The sequence below is a fragment of the Paenibacillus polysaccharolyticus genome, from assembly GCF_900102085.1.
Classification (GTDB): Bacteria; Bacillota; Bacilli; order Paenibacillales; family Paenibacillaceae; genus Paenibacillus; species Paenibacillus polysaccharolyticus.
In genome coordinates this window covers 66014-90236 of sequence record NZ_FMVM01000011.1, presented here as the reverse complement: position 1 = coordinate 90236, position 24223 = coordinate 66014, and the positions used below count along the sequence as shown (strand labels likewise).

The window sequence follows — 24223 nt, the reverse complement described above, 5'->3', positions numbered from 1 at the left end:
CCCTTATACACTGAACATTTACTCTTTCAAATTGCCAATAATCCAATGCACTGCATCTAAAATATCTGCTGCAATATAATCCGGCTCCGTCTGAGCCCACTTATCTCTGAACTTCGTTAATGAGGATTCCCCCCAGCCTGTTCTCACCATAATCTTCGTTGCTCCTACAGCATGCGCAGCAAGCATGTCTGTGTCGCCTACGTCTCCGATAACGATGCACTTGGTCAAGTCTAAACCATGCCGTTCTGCAGCCTGATGTAACATGCCGGGTTTAGGCTTTCGGCAGCCACATTCTTCTTCATGTGGACAGATGTAGGCCTGATCGAATCCGTATTCCTGAAACTGCTGTTCAAACTCCTGAACCGTTGCTTGTCCGCGTGAAATTCGGTGTTGATTGGTGAGTGCAAAAACCTTCATTCCGTTTTGCTTTATGAGCGTAATCGCTTCCTGTGCATTCGGATATAACTCAAAGTCTCTCGGATGAATAAAATGTCCTGTACCCCCGATCGTGCCATCTCTGTCGATAAAAACAGCCTGAACGTTTGGATTTGCAGTCATAAGGTTTGTTCACTCCCGATTTAAGTTATTGTATTAATCACTATTCACTAACTTAAAGGTCTCACCGCTTCACACAGCGATTACACTTTTTCATCGATAATATGTTTATTATCCTCCTGCTCTTTTGCATGTTGAAACCTTCTGACTTCTGCCCGCAGATCACGTACTTCCTTCATCAGTAGATCCAATTTTCTGGATGTTTTGGACGAATCCACGGCATAACGCACAACAGCGGCAACGATGAGCACGAAAATAATGCATACAAAAACGGCAATGAATGCTGTAAATAATTCCATAATTGTGTACATCTCCTTGGTGTCTATGAACTTGCGTGCCTGACAAAAGCATAGTCCAATTCATCTTATTAATAAATATTCAATTTAATTGTAACATTTTTGAACTCCGCCCGTTGTCTTAAATGAAGGAGGATGAAATCTGGAATGAGGAGTGATTTATATGCCGAACTATTCAAACAGTACCAGTCCTCCCTGCATCTCTATCTCTACCGGATGTGTGGATCACAAGAAACGGCTGAGGAGTTAGTTCAAGAAACATTTTACAGAGCTATGGTATCCATGAAAACCGAACATGCCGACTATGCCAGAGCATGGCTGTACAAAATAGCCCGACATTTATTTATCGATTGGTACCGAAAGAACCGCGGGGAAATGGAAATGAGCCGGGAACTGGAGAAACAAAGTGTAGAGAATACATATCGTACTCCTGAGGAAGTACTCGCCGCTCGTGAACGGGTAAAGCTCATTCAACAGGTCATGAAGAAACTGCCCGAACAATATCGGACTGTACTGCTACTTCGCGAGATGAATGAGCTGTCTTACAAGGAACTTTGCAAGGTTCTGGATATGAATATGAGTCAGGTCAAAGTTACCCTGTTTCGTGCCAGAGCACGATTTAAAGAAGAGATGTTACAGATGAAAGGAGAGAATGAATGATGTCCAAGCCAACGGAACCCGATGAACTGCATGTACTCCATGCAGATGATTTCGAACCTCAACGCCCGCAATGGAGTCATAAGCAATTCAGACGAATGGTATGGAAAACACGTTGGAAATTTTTCCTGAACGCAGGTGGAGTTCTATTTTTAATATTTATACTCTATCATGTCTATATCTCGGCTCTGCATATGTATTTCGATCAATCCAAAGTGCGTAATGACTTCATGCGATCCATCATTTCGGTAGTGGAGATGAGCGGTGACGGATTGCGTGTCGAAAAAAGTCCCCATCAGACGTTTGAAGTCACTCCCTTTTTAACACAGAAGGCTAATCTGAAAGTATATCGCCTCGTCGGTTCATCGGAAGTGATCACTGGTGAGGTTCAAGCCGAACGAAGTATTACCGGTAAATTCAGTTACAAGATGAATAGCACAGGTGCTTATTTAAATGGTAACGAACCCGGTCCATTTTACCTTCCGTATGACTTGGTTGACGGCAAACCCTCCGAGGAGGACACGGAGGAAAATAGCAGTTCTAAGCGACTTCGTAAAATAGATGACGGACATGTCGCCGAGATGTCGATCTCATTGAAAAATCTAAAATCACCTGAGCAATTGATGCAGCTGCTCTCTAAGTATGATGTCCGAGTCACAGCGATGCCGATCTATTCAGGAGAAATGCAAGAAAAAAATCTTTCCTATTCGAGAGCAGGACTGTTTGACTATAATGTTCCTCATCTGACGCTTAAGCCACTCTATGAAATGGAAGAAAGCGGAGGGCGATGGTTTAATTATTTTCCTAGAGAACCTCAAGACCAAAAGCTGGCGCAGTCAGAAGGAACAATGAAGGAACAAATCCAAGGCATGATGTCTGATCTGGAATGGATGACCAGCAACCTCAGTTATAACGGTGTTGATTGGGATCAACGACGACTTGCCTATCTGAAAAAGAATGGCGTACAAGTATACGGTGCTGTTGTAACAGGGCCCGTACGTGAATTGCAGAAGATTAGCGAGAATCCGGAATTCCAGCATGTTCATCTGAACCGGGTAGAGATATGGAATTGGGATTAGAAATGCAGGGCTATAGTTAAAAAAAGAGATCATGCCTTTGTGCGAACAGGGATGATCTCTTTTTTACATGCAAGAGTTACAAATAACGCATCCGAAGCAAGAAAGGTACACACTATGCTGCGTAGATTTATTTTCATCTGATCCAAACTACTATATCCCTGCCATACGAAAAGTGTTAAGGATCGCATGTTCATAGTTCTCCCACTCAAAATAAAATGGACCCACCTGAAGTTTTTGGTCATCTAGCATAAAATCTTTCCAAATGACGATATCATCTTCACGATCGATCTTCACTGAAACATACCCACATTCCTCATCGCCACACCCAGGGCATACAAGGATGGGATAGCGATAATACATAAATTCATGCGGCTTTCTAAGCAAAAAATAATCAAGCAACAGTAGCTGATATTCATCACTCCCCCATCCCAAACAGGGAACCAGATCATGCTTTTTTCGCATCCTATAGAAGACCGATTGTCCATCGATAATAATATCAGCGAACTCTGTATTTTTGTTGCCCTTTTGTTCAGGATCAAGCTCATCATATCTTGTGGAAAGTCTGGTTTCAATCGTGCTAGTTCTCAAATGTTCCCTTCCCCCATCCCCTCACTCAGTCTCGGCGATGATATCGGTACAACTTACGATCAATTCAGGCATAGGTTCCCCATCCAAAAGAACATGCAGTTCGTATCCCTGATCGATTCGGTACAGCTCTTGGTACAACCAATGACTGCCCACAACCTCACCTTCTTGCTTAAGAATTTCAGGTGCAATCAACGTGAGTTTATTCATTTCAGTGAAGCCTCCCCGGTTGTCAAAATTGATAACCAGATTATCGGCGTGCAATAGCTCAGTCACCTTGCAATCATGAAACTGCACCAGACGATGAACATCATCCGCAATATTCTGGTTCACCATCGCTTCCCTGTATTCTTGTCCGATACGTTCCATCTCTTGGGTATTCTCTGCACTCTTTTTCTTAAGCTGCTGCATAACTTCGCTCGTGCAGTATCCCAGTGCAAACACACGGATGTCTGCAATCTGTTTCAAGATGTCAGCAGGCAGTTTCTCCGCATGGTATTGGAAATTCCACTCCATCGCTTCTTTATACTTGTCTTTACATTGCTTCTCATCAAAAGCAGGACGGACATCATACTCGGCAATCAGCTTCTCAATATGCGCTCGCTCTTCCGGCGGCATGTGATACACCATCTGATCTTCCACCGTGATCTCTTCCCCGCTAAAAGCTTTGTCTGCACGGGTCATCACTTGACCATCACTCTCCAGCATGAAACGTGGATCGGTATCGTATATCTCACGCTCTTGCTTTACATGTTCTTTTCCCTTCCGTTTGTACAGTCTCTGGAAAAGAGCCTCATCCAGCGCCCCCGCGCCTTTATGTACTCTCAACCCAAAATGAAGCCCTGTTTGCTGGCACGTATCGTACCACTCTTTTGTTAAGTATTTCATAGGCATCGCTCCTGTTTGTAGAGTTTTTTAATCTGTGATGCGAATTTGGCTGCGCCGGGAATGCGTGTGCGTTTGAAAAAGGCGGTTAATTGTTTTGGATGATTCTTCACCAGATCATACTCAATAATGGTGTTTGCGATAACCGATCTCGTAAATCCCAACACCTCTACCACTTCGGACCGATCCCCTGCATCCAGTTCTTCGCCATCAGCAAATTCTCCGTCCGGATCATCATCCAAGTGCTCACTGAACGCTAACCTGGCTACCACATAAGACATAATCTCGTCCTTGTCCTCGGCAATCTGTTCCATAATCCACTGCACACATTCTTCTTCGGTCGGAGCAGGGCCGTTAAAGCCCTCCAGAACATATTTGCGCTCTCTAAAAGAATCCATCAACATAGATGACTCATAACTAGCATGTTCCACAAATTTCACCTGAGGTTTAAGCTGAACAAGTTCAGCCGTGACCTGTTTATACCAATCGCTGGTTAGCAAATGTTCTATAGTTTTCATGGCTACTCCTCCAGATTCTCCCACCTCAACGTCCCCTTACATTCACAGACATGCCGGTCTACACCCAGGATTGAAAAAATTTATGTTTGATTTCTTTGTCATTCCGCGCGGCCCATTCACGGACTGCTTCTACACCTGCGGTTTCTTGATCTCCCTTAAAATAAAAGCATAAATCCATTGGCACAATCCGTTTGCCATAGCGTTTAAACCCGATTCGTCTGTAGTTCATATAAATACACTCAATCTGAGATGCATCATATTTCTGTAATTTGGTAGAGATGATATGATCACTTTCCAGCGTAATGCTAGGTCTGGTGAACAGCAAACGCCAGATTAGAAAGATGATATAACCTAGAATAAAGACGAAAAAAACTAAAGCGATGTATTTCATAACACCATTTTCACCGTAAAAAACATTTCTAGAAAATAAAACTACAATCATGAACATACAAATTAATTGCAGTACAGCTCTTGGATAAATCGTCTTGAATGTAATGAGTTATCACCCCTTTTTTGGTTAGGTTATATTTAGTTGCACTTTATTAAATGTTGGGTGCCAAGTCTTCTAACTGTAACAACTCAAGCTTGCTCGCAGGTATGCTTGCATGTAAATCTCCATTCATGATATCCATCGCTTCCCATTCAACAAACACAACAAAGTTGTCTGTGAGTTTAGAGTATTCGGGCCAGTTGGTCGTTACATTTATCTCGTAAGCAACCTCCTGCCACAAGCGCTTGCCTTCCTCAAACCAATCTCCTCTGCTGCGCCAGTATATAATCAAAGTTCGAAGTCTCTGGATCAGATCATGATTCTCAAGCTCTTGTTGATCATTCAGTGGATGGTCGCCTGAACTCCAGAGTCCGTAGTAATAATACTCATCATGCTCATCTTTTTCTTCTATCTGTTCCTCTCTTACCTCATTCCAACCTGGGTTGAACATAGGCGAGTACACTGCATGAACTTCATCATGCAAGTAGATGGCTAAGAAACAATAGGAACTTTCCGATGGAGAGTCACAGAGCGTATCTATGGTTTGCTTCACCGCCAACATGAGTTCCATTTTCACCGTTTCCCGTAATGTCTGAACTTCTGCGTCTGCCATTCTGACATAGATCACACCTTGCGTTCCATCTAACACTCGTAGCAGTACACCTTGGTTATCATATTCGAAATACGTTCGAACAAGATGCTCGTAATATTCATTATTTTCATATTGCGGCTGGTAGACTTGCACAAGCAGGTCGCCCTCGTAAATATATTCTTCAACGTTAATTTTATTAAACCGAGAAAGATATTCTACGGATCGATAGATATGCCCGCCCTGCAACCAATATTCCTTAACTCCATCCAATGTGTCCTCAACATATGTTCGTGTCGTTATCAGATCATCTTTATATGTAACATACGTATAGCCGTCAATGAGATCGTCACAAGCCAATATCAGCAATCTGCCTTGATCATCAAACTCATAATAGGTGTCTGTCCTTTCGTTCGAAAGTTCTCCAAGGATTTGTCCCTCACGTTCAGACCAAAAGGGCATAATGTCATACCGCTTACTTGTTGTATACTCTCTTCTATGTACCTTTGCCTCAGCTTCTTGTTTGTAAAATAGATAATTATCTATTGCGTCCTGATTAAGCTTCTCATAATATTGTTCATTAATCATATTTCTCACACCTCTCTATTGATGCATATTAATCTGCAACCCATTTCCTCATGGATCTCTCGAAGCGCGCCTTCCCATACCTTTTCTTCACCTCCTGCCCTTCACGTTTCCTTGGAATTAAAAATCCTCCAACACCTTCGACTTATCCCCGTAAACCTTATCCAGATGCTCTTCCCCCCAGTAACACAGAAGATCCAGCGCAGGTTTAAGTCCCAATCCATACGCTGTCAGCTCATACTCCACTCGCGGAGGAACCTCTGAGTATACCTTACGCTGCACGATCTCATCCTTTTCCAGCGCTCTCAGCTGTGTGGTCAGCATTTTCTGCGTAATCTCGGGGATTAACCGTTTCAGCTCCGACGTTCTTTTGCACCCTGTAAACAAATGATAAATAATGAGCGGCTTCCACTTGCCACCCATCACTTCCAGCGCTGCTTCAACGCCAACTCTATATTTTTTGGGAGCCCCGTTATTTGTCTTGCCTTGTTCCATCTTGATCTTCCCTCCGATATCTTTCTGAGCCTCATGTCGGTACATTTAAGTTTCACGTTCAAATTTCATGCTCCTAGGGTACTTTCATCTCCCTATAGAACAATAAAGTGCGTACTTCCAGATGTTTTCAACTCTGTTTATAATAGCATCAGCAGAGGAGCTCTGGCTACCGAACCAAGCTCCAGAAAGGTTGTGATTGTTAATGAACGTATTAGTAGTGGTATCTCATTCGCGCAAAGATTCCCTGACCTTTCAGGTCACCGATCGTTTCGTTCAAGGTCTAGCAGAAGCAGGTCATCAAGCAGAAATCGTGGATTTACATGAGATTGGTTTTGATCCGGTCCTGCGGGCAGAAGATGAACCTGACTATACGCAAGATAATCAGCGATTCTCCCCTCAGATTGAAACGGAAATTACACGGCTCAAGAAACACGATGCAATTGCTTTTGTTTTCCCTCTGTGGTGGTGGCATCTGCCAGCGATGCTGAAAGGGTATATTGACCGCGTCATGAACAACAGTTTTGCCTATGGTTCGAACAAGTTGCATCATGAGCAGATTATATGGATTGCCCTGGCTGGTGTGACTGAAGAACAGGTGAATAAGCGTAACTACGGTGAATCCATCCAAAACCTGCTCAATGTCGGTATCGCCGATTATTGCGGTGTGTCTCGCTCCAAGGTTGAATTCTTGTACGAAACCGTGGATGCCTTACCGGAACACTATGAGGAACTGCTGAATCAGGCGTACGAGTTGGGCGTTAACTATGCCAGCGCATTTGCTGAACAGTCAGCAAAATAAATGGTTTAATGGTTAGGTACATCTGTGGCTTTCACGATATAAAATAAACACCTCACATTCCGCTCCGCCTTTGGTAAAATAAATCACCCGTTCCCGCTTGCCATGAGCGGTTATGGTAAGTAAAACACCCGGCATTACACATCAAAAAGGGCCGCTCAACTGAGCGACCCTTCCTGTGTTTTGTGCTATTTTACGATACTAACGTCGTTTGACCAGTTTGCTTATATTTGTACACACGAATCTCCAGCTTTATTTCATCGTTGCAAGCAGAAACTTCTCCAGCATGCTGATATCCGTAATGCTCTCATTACACGCCTTATCATCTATACACACATACTGGCCAACGGATGCAAAATTGTCCGCCGACTGTGCCTTGGTCTTCACGTTGAAAAACCCCAGTTCCTGATGGCGATGACAGAACATGCAGTACCCCTTCTTATTCGTGGGCGTAATTCGTCCCTCAATCCCGAGGAATTTGCCTTCGTGCGGGTACACGATGAACAAGCGGCTGGTCGCAATGTCGATCCATCTCAGGTACGTGGTGTGTACATAATCGATGGATTCCAAATCAGGCAGCTTAAGCTTCTTCGCCTTTGGAAACAACTTCTGAATCTGCTTAGCTGTGACCTGTGGGTATGGAATCAGATAGTCTTCAAGCTGATTCAGATAGAGTTGCACGTCATGCGGCGTCGCATACGTGGATAGCTGCTCCAGCAGCTGTTTTTGTTCCAGTGTCAGATCCTCGAAGATGCCTACGGCATTCGTACTGACGGTGTAACGGACCGTATCCAATACTTTGAGGTCCACGACCGAGCGCAGCGTTTTCAATAGAAATTCGGCTTGTTTATAGATATAGTTGAACTGATGATTATGAATAAATGGTGTTTGCATGGCCTTCAGCCCCTTATTTATAGTGGTCGAGCAAATAAGGTGCAAAGCCTGCGGGTTGAACCATGATATTGGTGTTGATTTCAGGGCACACGATCTCATGTTGTCGCGCCCTACACAAAGTCCGCCCCTATTCAGGCTTTGCGTAAGGCTTTCTAGCGAACGAGCAATCCGGCATCATCCCTATTGCCACGTCATAACCCCCAATGCAGTCGATATACGGGAATTATAGCAGGAATGGAGGGATTGGGGCAACGAGATTGATTATTCCCACTTCGGATGTCTGACTAGTTATAATTCATTTAAGAACGGGTAAATTTAACACTTCATTAATAACCGAAAAAGGATTTGTACAAAAAATGACGAAAAAGTATAGATGTAATGAATAGGTTGATCTAGCTTATCTAAAGAAAGAAGGAGAATTGTATGCAAGCTGCCCTTTTAGTTCTAAACGTACTTATCATGTTGGGGATTGTCGCTCTTTATCTGAGGAAACAGAATGGAAATGATCAAACCGAGCTTAGAATGGAGTTAGAGAAAACAAAAGAAGAGATCCGAAAATTACTTGCAGAACAATCCACTCAGATTCGGCAGGAAGCGAATGTAGCCGCTAAACTGAATCGGGAAGAGCTCGCCAAATCTATTGGAAACATGAATCAATCACTAATTAACACGATTGGAGAAGTTGCCTCTCAGCAAAAGAATCAACTAGATAGTTTTTCAAAAAGATTGTCGGATATGACCACGATGAATGAAACTAAACTGGAACGTATTCGCGGAACTGTTGAAGAGAAGTTAGTGCAGTTGCAGCAGGATAACAACCAGAAGCTTGAGCAAATGAGAGCCACAGTTGATGAAAAGTTACATGCAACTTTAGAACAACGATTAGGAGACTCCTTCAAACTGGTGAGTGAACGATTAGAGCTTGTACATAAAGGCCTTGGAGAGATGCAGACTCTCGCTAATGGTGTCGGAGATTTAAAGAAAGTTTTGACCAATGTCAAGACAAGAGGTACACTGGGCGAGCTACAATTAGAAAATTTATTAGATCAGACCCTAACGGTAGAGCAGTACGATAAAAATGTAATTACTAAAAAAGGAAGCAACGATCGTGTAGAGTTTGCAGTTAAGATTCCTGACAAGAATAATAAAAATCAATTTATACACTTACCTATTGATTCCAAGTTCCCTGTTGAAGATTATCATCGACTTCTGGATGCTTATGAAGAAGGTAACAGTCAAGCCATCAGCGAAAACACCAAACTTCTGGATACCAAAATTAAAAATGAAGCTAAATCTATTAGAGATAAATACATTGATCCACCGAACACAACGGATTTTGCCATTATGTTTCTGCCCATTGAGGGACTCTTTGCCGAAGTTCTGCGCAAACCTGGGCTCTGGGAAAGCATTCAAAGAGAATACCGAGTCGTTATTGCAGGTCCTACTACACTGACTGCGGTTCTGAACAGTTTGCAGTTGGGCTTTCAAACGCTCGCAATCCAAAAAAGTTCAAGTGAAGTCTGGCAGGTACTTAGTGGGGTTAAGACAGAGTTCGGGAAGTTTGGTGATATTCTGGATAAAACGCAGAAAAAATTACAAGAGGCTAGTAACCATATTGATCAAGCTTCCGTTCGAACCCGTGCTATTGAGCGCAAGTTAAGGAACGTTCAAGAACTTCCCAGTGCAGAGTCATCTCAAAACCTTTTAGAAGCTATCATAGAATAAACAACGTGAACATTACACTCGGCGATGTCCCTCAGAACATATGGGATAACATCGCCTTTTTTTTAGTTACATCTATCATGCATGATACCAATACATCGAATGTTCTCCTATCTTTTCAAAACCTAATTTCTGAGCCATTTCGTTCGATCCTGCATTATCGGTATGACAGCTCCAGTTGGGAGTAAGATTTTGGTCTAGACAGTCCTGAATAAAAAGTATGCCCAACTTACTCGCTAGCCCTTGTCGCTGAAACTCTACAACCGTAATAATGTCAATCTCAGCATAGCCTCCGCCCACATATGGGGAAGTACAGACACTAATCAATTCTTTATCTTTCATAATAAAATGTCCGATTCCATGGGCACAGAACTTCTCGGCAGATGGCCATACAAGCTTATAATAAGGGTAAAAATGTTCTCTGTATTTTGTAGCGATATCGAGTTCTAGAGGGTAATACTCAAATTGCTTTTGCGGAGTTATAGCTGACTTGCCATAAGACTGAACAAATTCCTCATACGACTTTATAAAACGGCCTTGATTAAAACGATAATATGTACGCGAGATTTTCCGGGAATGTTGAATAGAATAGACATCCATCCGGTTCTCCCAAGCCTGAGTATTGACACCCAAAGCAAAAAAATCAGGATGATTCGACTCATCATTCATATATTGAATGACATCCCGAACAAAAACATCGTTCGTTTCGTCTCCAGCCACACCGTAGAAACCACCACTACTTGTAATAAATGCAGAGGTGATTCGGTTTCCTTCATTTACAAATACGCTGCCCTGCTGTGTGCCGTCAATCACTGAAAGTGCATATACGGCTTGATTTCGAATCGTCTCCAGCAAAGGCAATACTGCTTCATATTCATTGAATGCAAGTTTTCTCATGTCCAGTCCTCTTTCTTGCATATGTCTATTTTCTGTTTGCAGATATTCCCCCATACATGCTCTTGGATATGTTCATCGTAGTACTTCAACTTAGTACTTCTCTCTAAATCTCTCGATCCACCAGTCTTTCTTCATCAAATATTCCGTTCTGATCGGCATAATGACGTATTCATCCGTAACCTCAATCGGCCTAGTTGGACCGTTATAGATTAAATCCACATTCATATAAAAGGGTTGAATTCTCCTGTCCGTTTCCATCTCAAACTCCCTAACATACCTTATAACATCCGGTTTACCTTCCCAGTAATGCATCGCAGCTTGTCCGCCTGCGGGCATGTTCCACCACTGGATGAAGGATGGCCATTGTTCGATCAAAGCGTTTCTCCATCCATCGTGCTCCACGGTTTCAAATTCAGGCTGATTAAGCACAAAAGGTGATATATGATTATGGTTAAGGTGTGCAAACTTTACTTGGGCCTGTGATCGAAATTTAGATACTGCTGTTTGCCTGATTTTTGCTTCCGCTTTTTGTTGAATGCTGCCTTTCCAGAAATCTTGCCACTTTGTCTCAAACTCCTGATGTAACTCATCTGCTAAAACAACCTGCCTGTCAGGCCATGTACTGTGCTCATGGAAATACGTATTACATATGCCATACGCTCTGGCGACATATACCAGAAAGTTCAACTCAACATCGCTTGATATGCACACAGACCATGAGTTTGAATCCATCATCATAATGAGCTTCCCACTCCTCTCATTTTTATTTTTCCTATAGTACCATTTTATTCAAATAAAGGTAACCGGAGAGATTTTAGTTCAGCATGAGAGAATCTACTTACATATAACTGGAAGTACTGGTAAAATAAAAACGGGTACAGCGCCATTAGCATCAATTGGGTTTCAATAGTTGAAGTACATATAGTTCGCGCCAAAAAAGGATGTGATCATTTGAATAATAAAAGTATAATCATTAGCATTTTTACACTGTGTATTCTACTCCTATTCGGTTTTATGAGATGGGACTATCTTGAATCTGCGTCCAGCGCGGACTTCAAGTATAAATATGATCGATGGACAGGCCAGAAATGGGTGGAATTTTATCCACCACTAGCCTTCTCCCCCAATAGCATGGAGTTCCCACTCATTTACATCGATGAAATAAATCCGAATGATATTAATAACTACTTAGCAAAACAAGCTCGTTCTGGAGAAATGGTGAACAAGTGGATTGAGAGAACACAGTTTACGGACGGATACTCAGGTCTCTTATTGTTGAACATCATCGTAACTGTGTATAGTTGCTTCAAGATATGGATGAAGAAACGTAATACAAGATAATCTGTTAAAGACTACAAAAAAGAAGCTATCTCCCTGGCCTTCCCCAGTTTGACAGCTTCTTTTTCACGTTACATTCACATAACTTGAAAACAAAAGTTTACACATGCATTTCACTTCTCAATCACAATTAACGCCATTCCAATTACATTCTTAAGTCCCTACTCCTTCACAGCCCCGACCACAATTCCACTTACAAAGTAACGTTGCAGGAATGGATAAACGAGCAAGATCGGCAGGGCGCTGATGAAAATTTGTGACGCCCGGATGGTCCGTTGGGACAGGTTCGCAATCGCTTGCGGGTCCATCTTGGTCATGTCGCCTTGCACGATGATCGTCTGCATAAATGTCGCCAGAGGTAGCTTTTCCGAATCACGGATGTAGATAATCCCGTCGAAATATGCATTCCAGTGCCCCACCATCATGAACAGAGACACGGTAGCAATAACCGGCACGGACACGGGCAAATAAATTTTGATAAACGACTGGAAATGACCTGCGCCATCGATAAATGCGGCCTCCTCCAGATCTTTCGGCACCGTGCGGAAGAAGTTCAACAACAGAATGATGTTGAACACCGCCACCAGACCTGGCAGAATGAGCGCCCACAGCGTGTTCATCAGACCAAGCTTCAGAATGAGGATGTATCCTGGAATCAGCCCCCCACTGAACAGCATCGTGATCACAAAATACCACAAGTAGACATTACGAGCGCGGAACACACGTGTCTCCTTCGACAGAGCATACGCCGCAAGCGTATTGACGATGAGTGCAAGCCCGGTGCCCAGCACCGTCCGCTCCACCGATACCCAGAGCGAGGACAAGAAGTTGGAGTTATCAAACGTCTTGGCGTACGCCTCGAACGTAAATCCAATTGGCCAGAATGTCACGAGCCCTGCATTCGCAGGGGCGGACGAACTGAGGGAAACCATCAGCAAGTGATACAGCGGCAGCAAGCAGAGCACCGAAAGGATGGTCAGAAACACATTGTTGAAGATGCTGAAAATGCGATAAGGTAACGTTTTATGATACATGGTTCATCATCATCCTTTCTTAGAAAATTCGGTATCCGGCAAAACGATACGCCAGTCGGTACGAGATCACGATGAGGATCAGACTGATGACCGATTTGAACAGATTGACCGCCGTTGCAAAGCTGAACTGTCCGCTCAGCAGACCTTCGCGATACACAAACGTATCGATGATATCCGCTTGCTGATAGATTAATGGGCTGTACAAGTTGAAGATTTGGTCAAAGTTGGCGTTCAGCACGTTGCCCAGCGCCAGCGTAGCAATAACGATTCCGATGGGAATGAGTGCCGGAATAGTGATATACATCGTCTGTTTCCAGCGCCCCGCCCCATCCACTTCAGCCGCCTCATACAGAGCCGGGTTGATGCCCGCCAGTGCTGCAAGGAAAATGATTGTGTTAAAACCAAACTCTTTCCACACATCACTGATAATGACGGTGAACCGGAACCAATTGCCGTCCCCGAGGAAGAAAATCGGTTTGATGCCAAATACCGACACCAGAAACTGATTCAATATTCCTGTCTGAGCCAGAATGTCGATCAGAATACCGGACAGCGTCACCCAGGACAAGAAGTGCGGCAGATACACCAGTGTCTGGATCGTACGTTTCAGCGCCATCTTCCGTACCTCATTGAGCAATAGCGCAAAGATAAACGGAATGATCAGGTTCATGATGATTTTCGAGCAGGCAAAGAATAGTGTGTTCCACGTAATTTGCAGGAAATAATCATTGGTCCACATATACTCGAAATGCTTCAGCCCCACCCACTCTGAACCCGTGAACCCCCTCGCAGGTTTGTAATCTTGAAAGGCCATTAGAATACCTGACATCGGAATATATGAAAAAATAAAGACCATAATGGCCGCTGGCAGCACCATGAAGTGCAATATCCACGGCTGTTTGTAACGTTTTTTCTTCTTTTTTTCCAGCTTATTGCCGACATTCGCCTGCGGTAGCCGTTGACCCTCTATTTTAGCCTCCATATGAACCTTCTCCTGTTCCCAAAAAAAGTTTTTGTGTGTCTTGGGCTTCTCTGATATAAATAGTATCAAGCCATTCCGAGGTCTGACTATATAACATTGTTAGGGTGGATAGGGTTTTGTTAGTTTGGTCTATATTGGTGAACTAATCGTGTTATTTACACGAGCCACTCCGAGGGCAGAATAACCTTTCAATCGCTGTTATCCCCAAATTTTTTTGATTCCCTTCTTAAAGGGAAAATCCGGTGATAAAGGCGAGCGCTTCGCTTTTCCAGGTTTTTTCTGTCCTCTCCGTTACATGTGTAAATAAAAACGTTCAACAATATAGTTAGATGTGAATATAAGGGAGACTTTTTATGCAGACATGGGAGCGCTTTAACGTTTTTCAAAAAGGAATCCGATCCCGCTTCAGCCTTTTCGCCAAAATCAACCTGTTAATCATCATTCTGTTCATCCCGATTCTGATCATGTACACCTATTCGAACAACGTTACGTACGATGTCGTCAGCAAAGAACTGCAGGTCTCGAACACCAAGCAGCTCACGTTTTTGTCTAGCCAGATCGATTCGCGCATCAATCAGATGATGGATTTCAGCCTTATTCTCTCGCGTGATCCGAATGTGCGTGCCTTCAACGGTCTGAACCTGTGGCAGGATAAGTACGACCAGATGCAGACGAGATACATCATTCAGGAGAAAATGACGCTCCAGACCGGCGTAACCGATCTCTGGCCTACCCGCTACGCGGTGTACTCCCAGCAGAACAAAGAGGTGATTGCGAACTACACCCGCGATACGGGTTATGATGAGGCGTATTTGAAAAAAAATATGAGCGGACAATGGACCTACGGGGATCATTCCACCGACTCGAAAGACGCGATGCAATCCTTTTACTGGTTCTATACCGATTCATTAGCACAACCAGGAATGCTCACGGGCAGCAATCTGGTCATTGAAGCCAGCTTTAGTCATGAGAACATCCAGAATATGCTCGACACGTACAAAGCAGGCGGACAGGGTGACCCATTCTTTTATCACAAAGGTAACACCCCTATTCTGAACCGCACCGCGGACAAGCAGTTATCCGGTGACCTGATCCGTTATTTGGATACTCACTCGCTCGAAGATACAACACAGGATGTCGTGGAGTTGGGCGGCAAAAACTATCTTGTCAGCACCGTCAAATCCACGTATTTGGACTGGCATCTGGTCGATGTCGTGCCGCTGTATCAGATTTTGGAGCCGATCTCGCTGAGTCAGAATCTGTTCTATGTTTGTATGATTTTGCTGCTTGTTGTGGGTATTTCCGCGTCCATCTTGCTCTATCGCAATGTGCAGTACCCCATCCAGAAACTGATTAAAGGTCTGCGCCGCGTACAGCAAGGGGATTACTCCGTGCGTTTGCACAGCAACAACCAGAATGAGTTTTCATTCTTGTTCCACCGTTTCAACGACATGTCTCACCAGATTCAGGACCTGATCGAAAATGTCTTTCAGGAAAAAATACGAGCCAGAGAAGCGACGCTCAAGCAGCTCCAGGCACAGATTAACCCGCATTTTCTATATAACTGTCTCGGTTATATCATCAACATGGCGCAGATGAAGGACGAGCAAGCCGTGGTATCTATGGCGCATAACCTGAGTGCATACTATCGCTACACCACCAGGATGGAACGGGAAACCTCTTCATTGCAGGAAGAGATCAAGCTGCTCGTTAACTATCTGGATATTCAGAAGCTACGCAACGGCCGAATCGAATATCACATTGATATTCCGGAGCATATGCTTGCCCAGTCGGTGCCGCGTCTAATGTTGCAACCGATGGTTGAGAACTCGGTGATCCATGGTGTCGGAAAATCGTATACATCCGGGGAGATTCGTATTACCGGGGAGAGTGTGAATGGCTTTGGCAAAATCTATATCGATGACGACGGCCCCGGTCTCACGCCGGAGCAGTACGAAGCGTTGAACCAAGAAATGCTGGAGCCGTTACAAGAGGAAGTCGGATGCGGTCTCTGGAATACGTATCAGCGTATGATTCACACCTTTGGAAACCATTCCTATCTTTTGTTCGGCCCATCTCCACTCGGCGGCTTCCGCACCGAAATCGTCTGGGAAATTCCGAGCGAAGAAGCTGACAAGGAACCTGGGAACGACTCAGGCGGATAGATAAAGACAGATTAACCTAGTATCCGTTACCCTGGACCGCCGCATTTGTTGCTCAATGTCCTTGGGTAACGATTGCATACACTAATGTACGCACTAAAAAACGCCTTCCAACCGCTCATTGTGGCGGCGGTAAAGGCGTTTTTTCCTTCTTCTTGGTATTTTCTTCGTATCCTCTTTGCTACACTTTTCGCTATCTTCTTGCTTTCTCTTTTCGATTTGCACTACGTCTATACTTTATTGCTCATCCGCTCATCCAACCAACTCACAATATCCGCAGTAACTTCGTCCCGGTTCGTTTCGTTCAGCATCTCATGCCGCCCGCCCGGATACAGCTTGTAGGTCACGTTATCGATGCCCTGCTGTTTATAGGCGTTGTACAGCCGGATAATGCCTTTACCAAAGCTGCCTACCGGGTCCTTGTCTCCAGCGAAGATATGAATCGGCAGATCTTTGCGCACCAGATTCAGATTGTTTTTGATCCCAAGCTTCTTGAGTCCAGTGAAAAAGTCTGCGAAAAATCCTGCCGTAAATACCGTTCCACAGAACGGATCACGGATATATTTATCCACCTCTTCCGCATCCCGGCTGAGCCAGTCGAACTCGGTGCGGACAGGCTTGAACGCATCATTGTAACTGCCGAAGGACAGCTTGTTCATCCGGTGACTGGGTACACGTCTGCCGCGGCGACGAATCTCTTCTTTGGTTAACAGCGCAGCCGCATGAAGAATAAAGCGTACATGCAGCGTAGAACCTGACAAGATAACCCCATCCAGCTCTTCGCCATAGAGCATCAGATACCGCTGCGTTACGAAAGAACCCATGCTATGCCCCATCAGAAATAAAGGGAGTTCAGGATACTTCTTCTTAATGATGCCAGTCAGTTTATACAGATCATGCACCATCCACTCGAAGCCATCGCGATCTGCCAGATGACCCAGGTTCTCCACAACCTCTGCCGTCTTGCCATGCCCTCGCTGGTCGTGGATGTAAACGATGTATCCATTCCGATTCAGTTCGAGTGCAAAACGCTCATACCGAGCGGCCGTCTCCGCCATGCCGTGGCAGATCTGTACTACTCCTTTGACCTGAGTGTCACTGGCAGGTAGCCAGTTATACACATGGATTCGAGTTCCTTCGTCCGATTTAAACTTAAAATGATTTGTTGTACTCACATAATCCCCCCGTAATGATACGTTTTCTCTTCTTATTCTTTTCTTCTCTTTCTTTTTCTTTTTCTTTTTCTTCTTCGTCGTTGTCATCTTTTTCTTTATGTATTTCTGTAGTTCCTCATCGGCTTCAAGATTGCCACTTGCTGATTTACCGTTCATACATATTCATCCTACTTCTCTAAGGAGGAGTTTAGCAATTGCAATTTCACCCTATATATCGGAATACTATTCATAAATATTCAATATTCGTTCCATTTTTTCAAAGGCAGATGTGCACGGAACTGTTTCCATAGAGAAGCGGATTGGGGTGTGATATACTGCTTGCAACACATGTCAGCTTAGAAGCGTGTAAACCCTCAAGCAAGGAGACAAAGCAACATGCAAATGATCATTGTAGACGACGAAGCACACTGGGTCGATAACCTGTCCATGACCAAACCCTGGCATACGCTCGGGATCGAACAGGTTCACCGGGCATACTCCGCTCGTGAAGCACTGCAACTCATTGAAACCCATCCGATTGATATCGTGATCTCGGACATTCAGATGCCGGAAATGACAGGCATAGAGCTGATCGAACGCATCCGCATCCGGGACAAAAAAATAAAATGCATCCTCTTATCCGGCTACTCCGAATTTGATTATGCCAAGAAAGCCATCCAGTACGAAGCCGTGGACTACCTGCTCAAACCGCCAACAGATGACGAACTAATCGGCGCCGTGCAGAAAGCCATCGATCAGCTTAACAATGAATGGGCGCTTGTCAGCTCCCTATCGCGGACGCAGTTTACCCTGCGCGAGAATTTGCCGCATTTGCGTGGACGCCTACTTTTGGAAGCATTACAGGGAATTCGGTTCTCCGCCAGCGAATGGGAGCGCAAACTGGACAATTACGACCTGCCCTTCCACACCGGGGATGCTGCGCTGATGCTGGTACGCATGGATAATGAGTTCGGCCACTATGACAGCCATGATCAGACCCTGATCGAATATGCCATCATCAACATGGCGGAGGAGATTATGGGTGAGTTTATGCACGTGTGGGGTGTGAAGGAAGAGCACGGGTATGTCGTATTTTTACTGCAATTGAAGGAACGAAGCGGCGATATTGGAAAAGAAACCATTCTGGAGAAGCTCTCCATTCAGCTTCAATCCAAAGTAAAACAGTTTCTGAAAGGCTCCCTCTCCATAGTCATGACCGAATGGTTCACCTTCCCGGAACAGATCTATGATCGCTTCCGTCAGGCTTCCGCCTATTTCCGCCAGATCGTCGGGGACGAGCGTGAATTCGTCATGCGGGTGACCGATGTCGAAGCACCAGCGGCACAAGGTCCGCTGGATGTGCTGTACACACCGCCTACCTTCATTCAGCTACTGGAAAGCGGACAATGGGATGCCGCCGAAGATAAAATACGTGCCGTCTGCGCCGAACTGGACGAGAAATGGTCGGAATCATGGGAACACTGTATGGAGGCGGGGTTTCTCATCACCGCTGCTTTCACGAACCTGGCTCATCGGAACAAACTCACTCTGGCAGGGCTAATGGGCAGTGAGATCGAGCAACTACAGAGTGGGGAAGTCTTCTCCACCATCGGCAAACTACGCAAATGGTCGCTCGGCGTACTCGCCAAACTTAAGGAAGGCACGTCCAATGAAGTCAAGGATACCCGATCCGAGTACGTGAAGAAGATCCAGGAGTTTACCGATAAAAACCTGCATCTGGACGTGTCTTTACGTGTGCTTGCAGATCATGTGAACCTGCATCCAACGCATCTGTCCAAGATTTACAAGATCGAGACTGGCGAAGGCATCAGTGAATATATCGCGCGTCTGCGTATGGATCGGGCCTGCCACAAACTGGTCACCACAACCAAGAAAGTATATGAGATCAGCTTGGAGATTGGCTATATGGACCCGGCGTATTTTATCAAAGTGTTCAAACGGCAATTCGGCGTGACACCACAAGAGTACCGCGACCAGCATTAATATGAATAGCGGTTCGCTTTGGATTACGTTACTTATAGAAAGTTAAACTATTCATTTACACGAGAACGGAGAGGACAGAAAAAACCTGGAAAGCGAAGCGGTCGCCTTTATCACCGGATTTTCCCCTTTAAAAAGGGAATTAAAAAATCTGGGGATAACAGCGATTGGAAGGTTGTTCTGTCATCGTAGTGGATTGTGTAAATTTTTTAGTTCAACTTATATAGATTGCGAAAACCAAAGTTTTTACACTTTCACTAATAGAGTCCTATCGAAACTAACAAACTCATATAGATGCCCTCCTGCTCCTCTTGGTACAGTTACAGTGTAAAGATCATACATCGTAGGGGGATTGAACAATGATCAAATTCAAAACATGGTGGTCCTTGCTCATGGTCATCGCACTCATCACCATCACTGCATGCGGCAGTGGCGAGTCAGCCAGTGAGAAAGGCACGAATGATACACAAGAGGCTGTCGGCTCTGCGGAAGCGGAAGCGGCGTTTGCCAAAGGAAAATACGACCCGCCCATCGAATTCAGCTCCGTGCTGATGCCGAAAAAATACGCTCATGGCGATACCAAAGAGAACAACGTACATGACCGTTGGATGCTCGAAACGCTGGGCATGAAGCACAAAGATACGTGGTATCCAGCCACTGACGATCAATACAGACAGAAGCTGCAGCTGGCAATTGCGTCTGGCGAGAAGCTGCCTGATTTCGTAACCGTGCCAACGAACGCGGTACTGACGAATCAGCTGATCGACTCCGGTCAATTCATCGCCATTGATGAGCTGTTCGAGAAGTATGCAAGCCCGATTCTGAAAGAGCACGCGGCAGCACATCCTGAGCTGTGGTACCCGTTCACGAAAGACGGCAAAAAATACAACATGCCCATCATGGAGTACACGGATAACGACGATACCCTGCTCTGGCTCCGTGAGGACTGGATGGAGAAGCTGAACCTGCAAGCGCCGAAAACCATCGCAGACCTTGAGAACATCATGGACAAATTCAAAAACGAGAACCCGGACGGCCTGTCTCCAGACAAAGTATTCCCGCTGGCCATCTCGCTGAAAAATAACACCAACACCTGGATGGGTGGACTCGACTGGTTGTTCGGTGCATACGGCACAATTGAAGAACAATGGAACAAAGACGCAAACGGCAATCTGGAGTACGGCTCCGTGAACCCAGGTGCAAAACAAGCCCTTGCCAAGCTGGCTGAATGGATGGAAAAAGGATATATCCACGCCGACTCCGCGCTGTGGGACGAAGGTAAATCCGCCGAAAGCTGGACGGCTGGCAAAGCCGGCATTCTGCCTGGCGCAAACTGGGTACCGGACTGGCCTGCTCCAGACCTGCTGAAGAACGTACCTGGCGCGAAATACAAAGCCTACCCTGTTCCAGCTGGTCCAGACGGCAAGATCGGTACGAAATGGCAGAACTCTGGTGTCAACGCAAGTATCATGATCAACAAAGATGCGAAGCACCCGGAAGCGATCTTCCTGTACTACAACTATCTGTTGGAAAACCTCGCGAACCCGAAAGCAGGCAGCCCGTACGAGTACGGCTTTGCGAAAGGCTACGACTGGGATGTTATAGACGGTAAACCGACCAGTGACAAAGAGAAGATCAAAGACTTTTCCAACGAATTCCCGTTCCTGACCGGCCCGGCACGTATTCCGGATCTGTACATGAAAACACTCGTGAAACTCGCAAACGGCGAGAAGCCTGAAACACCGTACGAGAAACAAATGGCTGAATTCCGTAAACCGGAAAACTGGTACGCGGGTAAAGTCGTGATGTCCCAGATCGACATCCGCAAACAAAACTATTTCACAGGCGCAGCCACACCAACCATGGTATCCAAGTGGAACCTGCTCCGTCAGTCCGAGCTCGAAACCTTCAACAAAATCATCTACGGCAAACTGCCAATCGATGCATTCGACCAATTCGTAGCCAACTGGAAATCCAACGGCGGCGACCAGATCACCCAAGAGGTGAATGATTGGTTCAAGTCTGTGAGTGGAAAGTAAGAATTTGTTTTTTGGAAAAGTAGTATTAGGCAAAATAAATGAAACAAAAAACAAGCCAAGGCGTGTAGTTTTAACGCCGCGGCTTGTTTTTTTGATTAATCGGGAGAACGGTCATACTAAAGATGCCCAAATGACATGAAGGAAAAAATCTGCTGACATATGAGAAAGAATCGCGTATTCTAAACCCTTTTTCCAGTATAAATAACCAAACAGAATTCCTAACATTCCATTACCTATAATTGCTCTAAGCACTAATATTGGAGTCAATTCTCCAAACAAACTCGCAGTCGCTGGCAGATGTGCTAACCCAAATAATACAGAAGACATAATGATGGCGATCCAGTATATAGCCGCAGGAATGCTTGCTTGAGTTTTACTTATCTTCACCATTCCCCATACTAGTACCGTCATTAAACATAAACGCAGAAGAACTTCTTCGACAATTCCACCATAAAAAATAGTCAGTAAACTTTTCCACCATGCCAATGTTGGAGTTGACGGTAATTGTGGCATATGTGGTTGAAATATGTACGTTTCGAGCATAACAATGCCAAAAGTTCCGATGAAGCTACCCAATATCGCAATAATAATCCACTGTTTTGAAACTTCTGATAACCTGCCTGAGTATAATAATCTTCTTAAAATAGGAACACCAAGTTGAACTTTTTCGGCTAAAATGAGTCCGACCGTACTAGCAATAAAAGACATAAATGCGACATTCAAAATCGTAATAATAACGATCCCATACAGAGGAAGGCTGAATTGTTCAGTCAATTGAGTTCCTACGGTTCCTATCATATAAGGTAGAATAGTAGCTCCCCCAACGACGCCAAGGATGGTGAAAGTTACAACTAACCGACCATTTTGGGTAGTAGTCGGAGACGCGATTGCATTTTTACGAAAAAGAAAGACAATAAATACTCCAAGACATATTAACCCCAGACTAGCATTGAGCAGCACTTCCCACAACGAGGAATGAAACGATTTGGACACCGCACCTGACCCAAAAGCCAAAAACAAAACAAACCAAAACCACGTTTTATATCGTTGATAGAAGAAAGAAAGCAGCTTAATCACTCCTCTTTTGAAAAATCTCGCATTCCCATTACCGTAAACTATGCCTTACATAACATCCTGTTTATCTTATGTATTCTTATAGATGAACTAGTTGTTTCTAAACAAACTGCTTCAATAACTCCAAAGAAATAGTCTACTCTCCCTCCTCCACAGATCCATACTCCACCAGAGTGGATTTGGAATCTGATGTGTATTCGGAGTTCCTCGAACCCCTGTGCTTACTTTTTTTCAAAGCATTATTACAATGAGTAGCAAAAATTGGGCTAGAAGTTGCTTATTCCAACTTTATATTAATCATATCAATTTTGCCCATATTTGTTCAATCACTTCTCTTATGCTCATATACACTTTTATTTTTTCGTGTTTCTCTCCTCCAACATCTATCGATTAATTGTAAAGTGTCCGGCTTAGATGGTTACATTCTATTAAATTGATTCATACTCTTGATGACTTTCTCCTGATTGAAAACTTTGAGAAACCAGAAAACCGGTATGCAGGTAAAGTCGTGATGTCCCAGATCACCCAAGAGGTGAATGATTGGTTCAAGTCGGTGAGTGGAAAGTAAGATTTTATTGTTTGGAAAAGTAAAGCATTAAAACCCGAGCCGAAGCGAGTTATTCACACTTCGGCTCGGGGTTTAAGTGTAGAGCGGGGGCGCTCCCCCATGACTTATGGGTTGGCGTTAGTGGATCAAGCCCGTGCATGTGTACCAAGCTAAGCTATGTAAACATGCATGGGCCTTTCACACTGCTAAGTGCATAAATCAACTAGCGTTAGTCAGATTCATTCCCTCTCTCCACCAACATCGATTGACCTAACAAGGAAGCCGTTAGCTGAATACCATCTCGTAGCCCCTGCATGTACAACCGTTCATTCTCTATGCCTTTGCTGACAATATAAAGATTCTCCCATTCAGCATATTCAGATGTCTGCTCGACATCCTTGCCAGCAAACAAAGCTTCAAACGCTTCGTCGGTTTCCCCACGTACACGACTCAATTCAGGATCATGCTCAATCCGGGCAGTCACCTCATCCAGCCTTGCCTGAATCGCTCGCTGCATCCACGGCGGAAAATCCATAGCTTCTCCTCCCCCACGCATTATGTACTTCGCTCATTACCGTACAACTCGGCTATGTCTCGCCCTCGTTTCACTAACTCGTGCCACCAATTCATCCACCCTCCGGCTCTGTTCCTGAACCGCTGGATTGTCCCACAACGGAATCGCTTGCTTCAAGGATGCCTCTCCAAGCTGATTAAGCTTGCGCCGTTCCTCTTCCAATAAGTCAAGCAACCGGCTCATACATGCACCTCTCTGATGGGTCTAAATTGCGCCATGTCTTGTTAATGCTAGATGTGAGCATTATTTTAATGCGATTATCGGTTTATTTTATT

Annotated in this window: 24 protein-coding genes; 7 read left to right on the top strand and 17 right to left on the bottom strand. The window is 44.6% G+C overall.

Annotated elements, in window-relative coordinates; all coding sequences use genetic code 11:
- Window positions 1-18 precede the first annotated feature (18 nt).
- Entirely contained in the window at window positions 19-558 is a 540-nt protein-coding gene (locus BLQ13_RS16350) for an HAD-IIIA family hydrolase (protein WP_090921965.1), read from the bottom strand.
- Window positions 559-638: 80 nt separating this feature from the next.
- Window positions 639-854 (bottom strand): hypothetical protein, encoded by a 216-nt coding sequence (locus BLQ13_RS16345; RefSeq protein ID WP_090921963.1) that lies wholly within the window; start codon window positions 852-854, stop codon window positions 639-641.
- Between the two features lie 144 nt (window positions 855-998).
- Here BLQ13_RS16345 and BLQ13_RS16340 point away from each other — a divergent pair, with 144 nt between their 5' ends.
- The gene (locus BLQ13_RS16340; protein ID WP_167375762.1) at window positions 999-1511 is read left to right on the top strand and encodes an RNA polymerase sigma factor; all 513 of its coding nucleotides are present in this window, start codon (window positions 999-1001) and stop codon (window positions 1509-1511) included.
- A complete protein-coding gene (locus tag BLQ13_RS16335) occupies window positions 1508-2587 on the top strand; it encodes an anti sigma factor C-terminal domain-containing protein (protein WP_090921959.1) in 1080 nt (359 codons plus the stop codon). Before BLQ13_RS16340 ends, BLQ13_RS16335 begins: the two co-directional genes overlap by 4 nt.
- 150 nt (window positions 2588-2737) lie before the next feature.
- Here BLQ13_RS16335 and BLQ13_RS16330 read toward each other — a convergent pair whose 3' ends face one another.
- The 6 genes from BLQ13_RS16330 to BLQ13_RS16305 all read right to left on the bottom strand — a co-directional run bounded on the left by BLQ13_RS16330 (window position 2738) and on the right by BLQ13_RS16305 (window position 6734).
- Window positions 2738-3175 (bottom strand): oxidoreductase, encoded by a 438-nt coding sequence (locus tag BLQ13_RS16330; RefSeq protein WP_090921957.1) that lies wholly within the window; start codon window positions 3173-3175, stop codon window positions 2738-2740.
- Between the two features lie 21 nt (window positions 3176-3196).
- Complete coding sequence (locus tag BLQ13_RS16325) at window positions 3197-4060, bottom strand: DUF4085 family protein (RefSeq protein ID WP_090921955.1); 864 nt, start codon at window positions 4058-4060, stop codon at window positions 3197-3199.
- Complete coding sequence (locus tag BLQ13_RS16320) at window positions 4057-4575, bottom strand: hypothetical protein (protein WP_090921953.1); 519 nt, start codon at window positions 4573-4575, stop codon at window positions 4057-4059. Before BLQ13_RS16320 ends, BLQ13_RS16325 begins: the two co-directional genes overlap by 4 nt.
- Before the next feature lie 58 nt (window positions 4576-4633).
- On the bottom strand, window positions 4634-4966 hold the full coding sequence (locus tag BLQ13_RS16315; protein ID WP_090921951.1) for a hypothetical protein: 333 nt from the start codon (window positions 4964-4966) through the stop codon (window positions 4634-4636).
- A 151-nt stretch (window positions 4967-5117) separates the two neighbouring features.
- Window positions 5118-6242, bottom strand: coding sequence for a hypothetical protein (locus BLQ13_RS16310; protein WP_090921949.1), 1125 nt, complete (start codon window positions 6240-6242; stop codon window positions 5118-5120).
- A gap of 117 nt (window positions 6243-6359) precedes the next feature.
- Window positions 6360-6734 carry a winged helix-turn-helix transcriptional regulator gene (locus tag BLQ13_RS16305; RefSeq protein WP_090922282.1) on the bottom strand — a complete coding sequence of 125 codons (375 nt, stop codon included), beginning with the start codon at window positions 6732-6734 and terminating at the stop codon, window positions 6360-6362.
- A 202-nt stretch (window positions 6735-6936) separates the two neighbouring features.
- Between BLQ13_RS16305 and BLQ13_RS16300 the strand changes: the two genes are divergently transcribed.
- The gene (locus tag BLQ13_RS16300; protein WP_090921947.1) at window positions 6937-7533 is read left to right on the top strand and encodes an NAD(P)H oxidoreductase; all 597 of its coding nucleotides are present in this window, start codon (window positions 6937-6939) and stop codon (window positions 7531-7533) included.
- A 249-nt stretch (window positions 7534-7782) separates the two neighbouring features.
- Here the strand turns inward: BLQ13_RS16300 and BLQ13_RS16295 are convergent, their stop codons facing one another.
- Entirely contained in the window at window positions 7783-8424 is a 642-nt protein-coding gene (locus BLQ13_RS16295) for a FusB/FusC family EF-G-binding protein (RefSeq protein ID WP_090921945.1), read from the bottom strand.
- A 423-nt stretch (window positions 8425-8847) separates the two neighbouring features.
- Here BLQ13_RS16295 and BLQ13_RS16290 point away from each other — a divergent pair, with 423 nt between their 5' ends.
- A complete protein-coding gene (locus BLQ13_RS16290) occupies window positions 8848-10149 on the top strand; it encodes a DNA recombination protein RmuC (RefSeq protein ID WP_090921943.1) in 1302 nt (433 codons plus the stop codon).
- Between the two features lie 75 nt (window positions 10150-10224).
- Here the strand turns inward: BLQ13_RS16290 and BLQ13_RS16285 are convergent, their stop codons facing one another.
- The 4 genes from BLQ13_RS16285 to BLQ13_RS16265 all read right to left on the bottom strand — a co-directional run bounded on the left by BLQ13_RS16285 (window position 10225) and on the right by BLQ13_RS16265 (window position 14292).
- Entirely contained in the window at window positions 10225-11043 is an 819-nt protein-coding gene (locus BLQ13_RS16285) for a GNAT family N-acetyltransferase (RefSeq protein WP_167375761.1), read from the bottom strand.
- A gap of 90 nt (window positions 11044-11133) precedes the next feature.
- The gene (locus tag BLQ13_RS16280; protein ID WP_090921939.1) at window positions 11134-11781 is read right to left on the bottom strand and encodes a hypothetical protein; all 648 of its coding nucleotides are present in this window, start codon (window positions 11779-11781) and stop codon (window positions 11134-11136) included.
- 761 nt (window positions 11782-12542) lie between these two features.
- Entirely contained in the window at window positions 12543-13415 is an 873-nt protein-coding gene (locus BLQ13_RS16270; protein WP_090921935.1) for a carbohydrate ABC transporter permease, read from the bottom strand.
- A gap of 19 nt (window positions 13416-13434) precedes the next feature.
- On the bottom strand, window positions 13435-14292 hold the full coding sequence (locus tag BLQ13_RS16265; RefSeq protein ID WP_208606800.1) for an ABC transporter permease: 858 nt from the start codon (window positions 14290-14292) through the stop codon (window positions 13435-13437).
- Window positions 14293-14750: 458 nt separating this feature from the next.
- On the opposite strand from BLQ13_RS16265, the gene BLQ13_RS16260 reads away from it, so the two are divergent.
- Window positions 14751-16562: a sensor histidine kinase gene (locus BLQ13_RS16260; protein WP_090921933.1), complete on the top strand. Its 1812-nt coding sequence runs from the start codon at window positions 14751-14753 to the stop codon at window positions 16560-16562.
- Between the two features lie 227 nt (window positions 16563-16789).
- Here BLQ13_RS16260 and BLQ13_RS16255 read toward each other — a convergent pair whose 3' ends face one another.
- The gene (locus BLQ13_RS16255) at window positions 16790-17890 is read right to left on the bottom strand and encodes an alpha/beta hydrolase (RefSeq protein ID WP_244159341.1); all 1101 of its coding nucleotides are present in this window, start codon (window positions 17888-17890) and stop codon (window positions 16790-16792) included.
- A gap of 219 nt (window positions 17891-18109) precedes the next feature.
- On the opposite strand from BLQ13_RS16255, the gene BLQ13_RS16250 reads away from it, so the two are divergent.
- Together BLQ13_RS16250 and BLQ13_RS16245 are read left to right on the top strand one after the other, a co-directional pair.
- Window positions 18110-19717, top strand: coding sequence for a response regulator transcription factor (locus BLQ13_RS16250; RefSeq protein WP_090921931.1), 1608 nt, complete (start codon window positions 18110-18112; stop codon window positions 19715-19717).
- A gap of 356 nt (window positions 19718-20073) precedes the next feature.
- Window positions 20074-21753 (top strand): type 2 periplasmic-binding domain-containing protein, encoded by a 1680-nt coding sequence (locus tag BLQ13_RS16245; RefSeq protein ID WP_090921929.1) that lies wholly within the window; start codon window positions 20074-20076, stop codon window positions 21751-21753.
- A 111-nt stretch (window positions 21754-21864) separates the two neighbouring features.
- On the opposite strand, the gene BLQ13_RS16240 is transcribed toward BLQ13_RS16245, so the two are convergent.
- The 3 genes from BLQ13_RS16240 to BLQ13_RS16230 form a co-directional block, all read right to left on the bottom strand.
- Window positions 21865-22830, bottom strand: coding sequence for a CPBP family intramembrane glutamic endopeptidase (locus BLQ13_RS16240; protein WP_090921926.1), 966 nt, complete (start codon window positions 22828-22830; stop codon window positions 21865-21867).
- A 773-nt stretch (window positions 22831-23603) separates the two neighbouring features.
- Window positions 23604-23909, bottom strand: a complete 306-nt coding sequence (locus BLQ13_RS16235) for a hypothetical protein (protein WP_090921924.1) — start codon at window positions 23907-23909, stop codon at window positions 23604-23606.
- A gap of 36 nt (window positions 23910-23945) precedes the next feature.
- A complete protein-coding gene (locus BLQ13_RS16230) occupies window positions 23946-24131 on the bottom strand; it encodes a hypothetical protein (RefSeq protein WP_090921922.1) in 186 nt (61 codons plus the stop codon).
- Window positions 24132-24223: the final 92 nt, after the last annotated feature.

Bases quoted from the DNA above. Each gene is read 5' to 3' on its own strand.
- BLQ13_RS16260 (WP_090921933.1), top strand. From the start codon at position 14,751: ATGCAGACATGGGAGCGCTTTAACGTTTTTCAAAAAGGAATCCGATCC.
- BLQ13_RS16235 (WP_090921924.1), bottom strand. From the start codon at position 23,909: ATGGATTTTCCGCCGTGGATGCAGCGAGCGATTCAGGCAAGGCTGGAT.
- BLQ13_RS16315 (WP_090921951.1), bottom strand. From the start codon at position 4,966: ATGAAATACATCGCTTTAGTTTTTTTCGTCTTTATTCTAGGTTATATC.
- BLQ13_RS16325 (WP_090921955.1), bottom strand. From the start codon at position 4,060: ATGAAATACTTAACAAAAGAGTGGTACGATACGTGCCAGCAAACAGGG.
- BLQ13_RS16335 (WP_090921959.1), top strand. From the start codon at position 1,508: ATGATGTCCAAGCCAACGGAACCCGATGAACTGCATGTACTCCATGCA.
- BLQ13_RS16285 (WP_167375761.1), bottom strand. From the start codon at position 11,043: ATGAGAAAACTTGCATTCAATGAATATGAAGCAGTATTGCCTTTGCTG.
- BLQ13_RS16290 (WP_090921943.1), top strand. From the start codon at position 8,848: ATGCAAGCTGCCCTTTTAGTTCTAAACGTACTTATCATGTTGGGGATT.
- BLQ13_RS16350 (WP_090921965.1), bottom strand. From the start codon at position 558: ATGACTGCAAATCCAAACGTTCAGGCTGTTTTTATCGACAGAGATGGC.
- BLQ13_RS16230 (WP_090921922.1), bottom strand. From the start codon at position 24,131: ATGAGCCGGTTGCTTGACTTATTGGAAGAGGAACGGCGCAAGCTTAAT.
- BLQ13_RS16295 (WP_090921945.1), bottom strand. From the start codon at position 8,424: ATGCAAACACCATTTATTCATAATCATCAGTTCAACTATATCTATAAA.
- BLQ13_RS16265 (WP_208606800.1), bottom strand. From the start codon at position 14,292: ATGGTGCTGCCAGCGGCCATTATGGTCTTTATTTTTTCATATATTCCG.
- BLQ13_RS16250 (WP_090921931.1), top strand. From the start codon at position 18,110: ATGCAAATGATCATTGTAGACGACGAAGCACACTGGGTCGATAACCTG.
- BLQ13_RS16270 (WP_090921935.1), bottom strand. From the start codon at position 13,415: ATGTATCATAAAACGTTACCTTATCGCATTTTCAGCATCTTCAACAAT.
- BLQ13_RS16305 (WP_090922282.1), bottom strand. From the start codon at position 6,734: ATGGAACAAGGCAAGACAAATAACGGGGCTCCCAAAAAATATAGAGTT.
- BLQ13_RS16345 (WP_090921963.1), bottom strand. From the start codon at position 854: ATGGAATTATTTACAGCATTCATTGCCGTTTTTGTATGCATTATTTTC.
- BLQ13_RS16255 (WP_244159341.1), bottom strand. From the start codon at position 17,890: ATGAACGGTAAATCAGCAAGTGGCAATCTTGAAGCCGATGAGGAACTA.
- BLQ13_RS16320 (WP_090921953.1), bottom strand. From the start codon at position 4,575: ATGAAAACTATAGAACATTTGCTAACCAGCGATTGGTATAAACAGGTC.
- BLQ13_RS16245 (WP_090921929.1), top strand. From the start codon at position 20,074: ATGATCAAATTCAAAACATGGTGGTCCTTGCTCATGGTCATCGCACTC.
- BLQ13_RS16310 (WP_090921949.1), bottom strand. From the start codon at position 6,242: ATGATTAATGAACAATATTATGAGAAGCTTAATCAGGACGCAATAGAT.
- BLQ13_RS16280 (WP_090921939.1), bottom strand. From the start codon at position 11,781: ATGATGATGGATTCAAACTCATGGTCTGTGTGCATATCAAGCGATGTT.
- BLQ13_RS16300 (WP_090921947.1), top strand. From the start codon at position 6,937: ATGAACGTATTAGTAGTGGTATCTCATTCGCGCAAAGATTCCCTGACC.
- BLQ13_RS16340 (WP_167375762.1), top strand. From the start codon at position 999: ATGAGGAGTGATTTATATGCCGAACTATTCAAACAGTACCAGTCCTCC.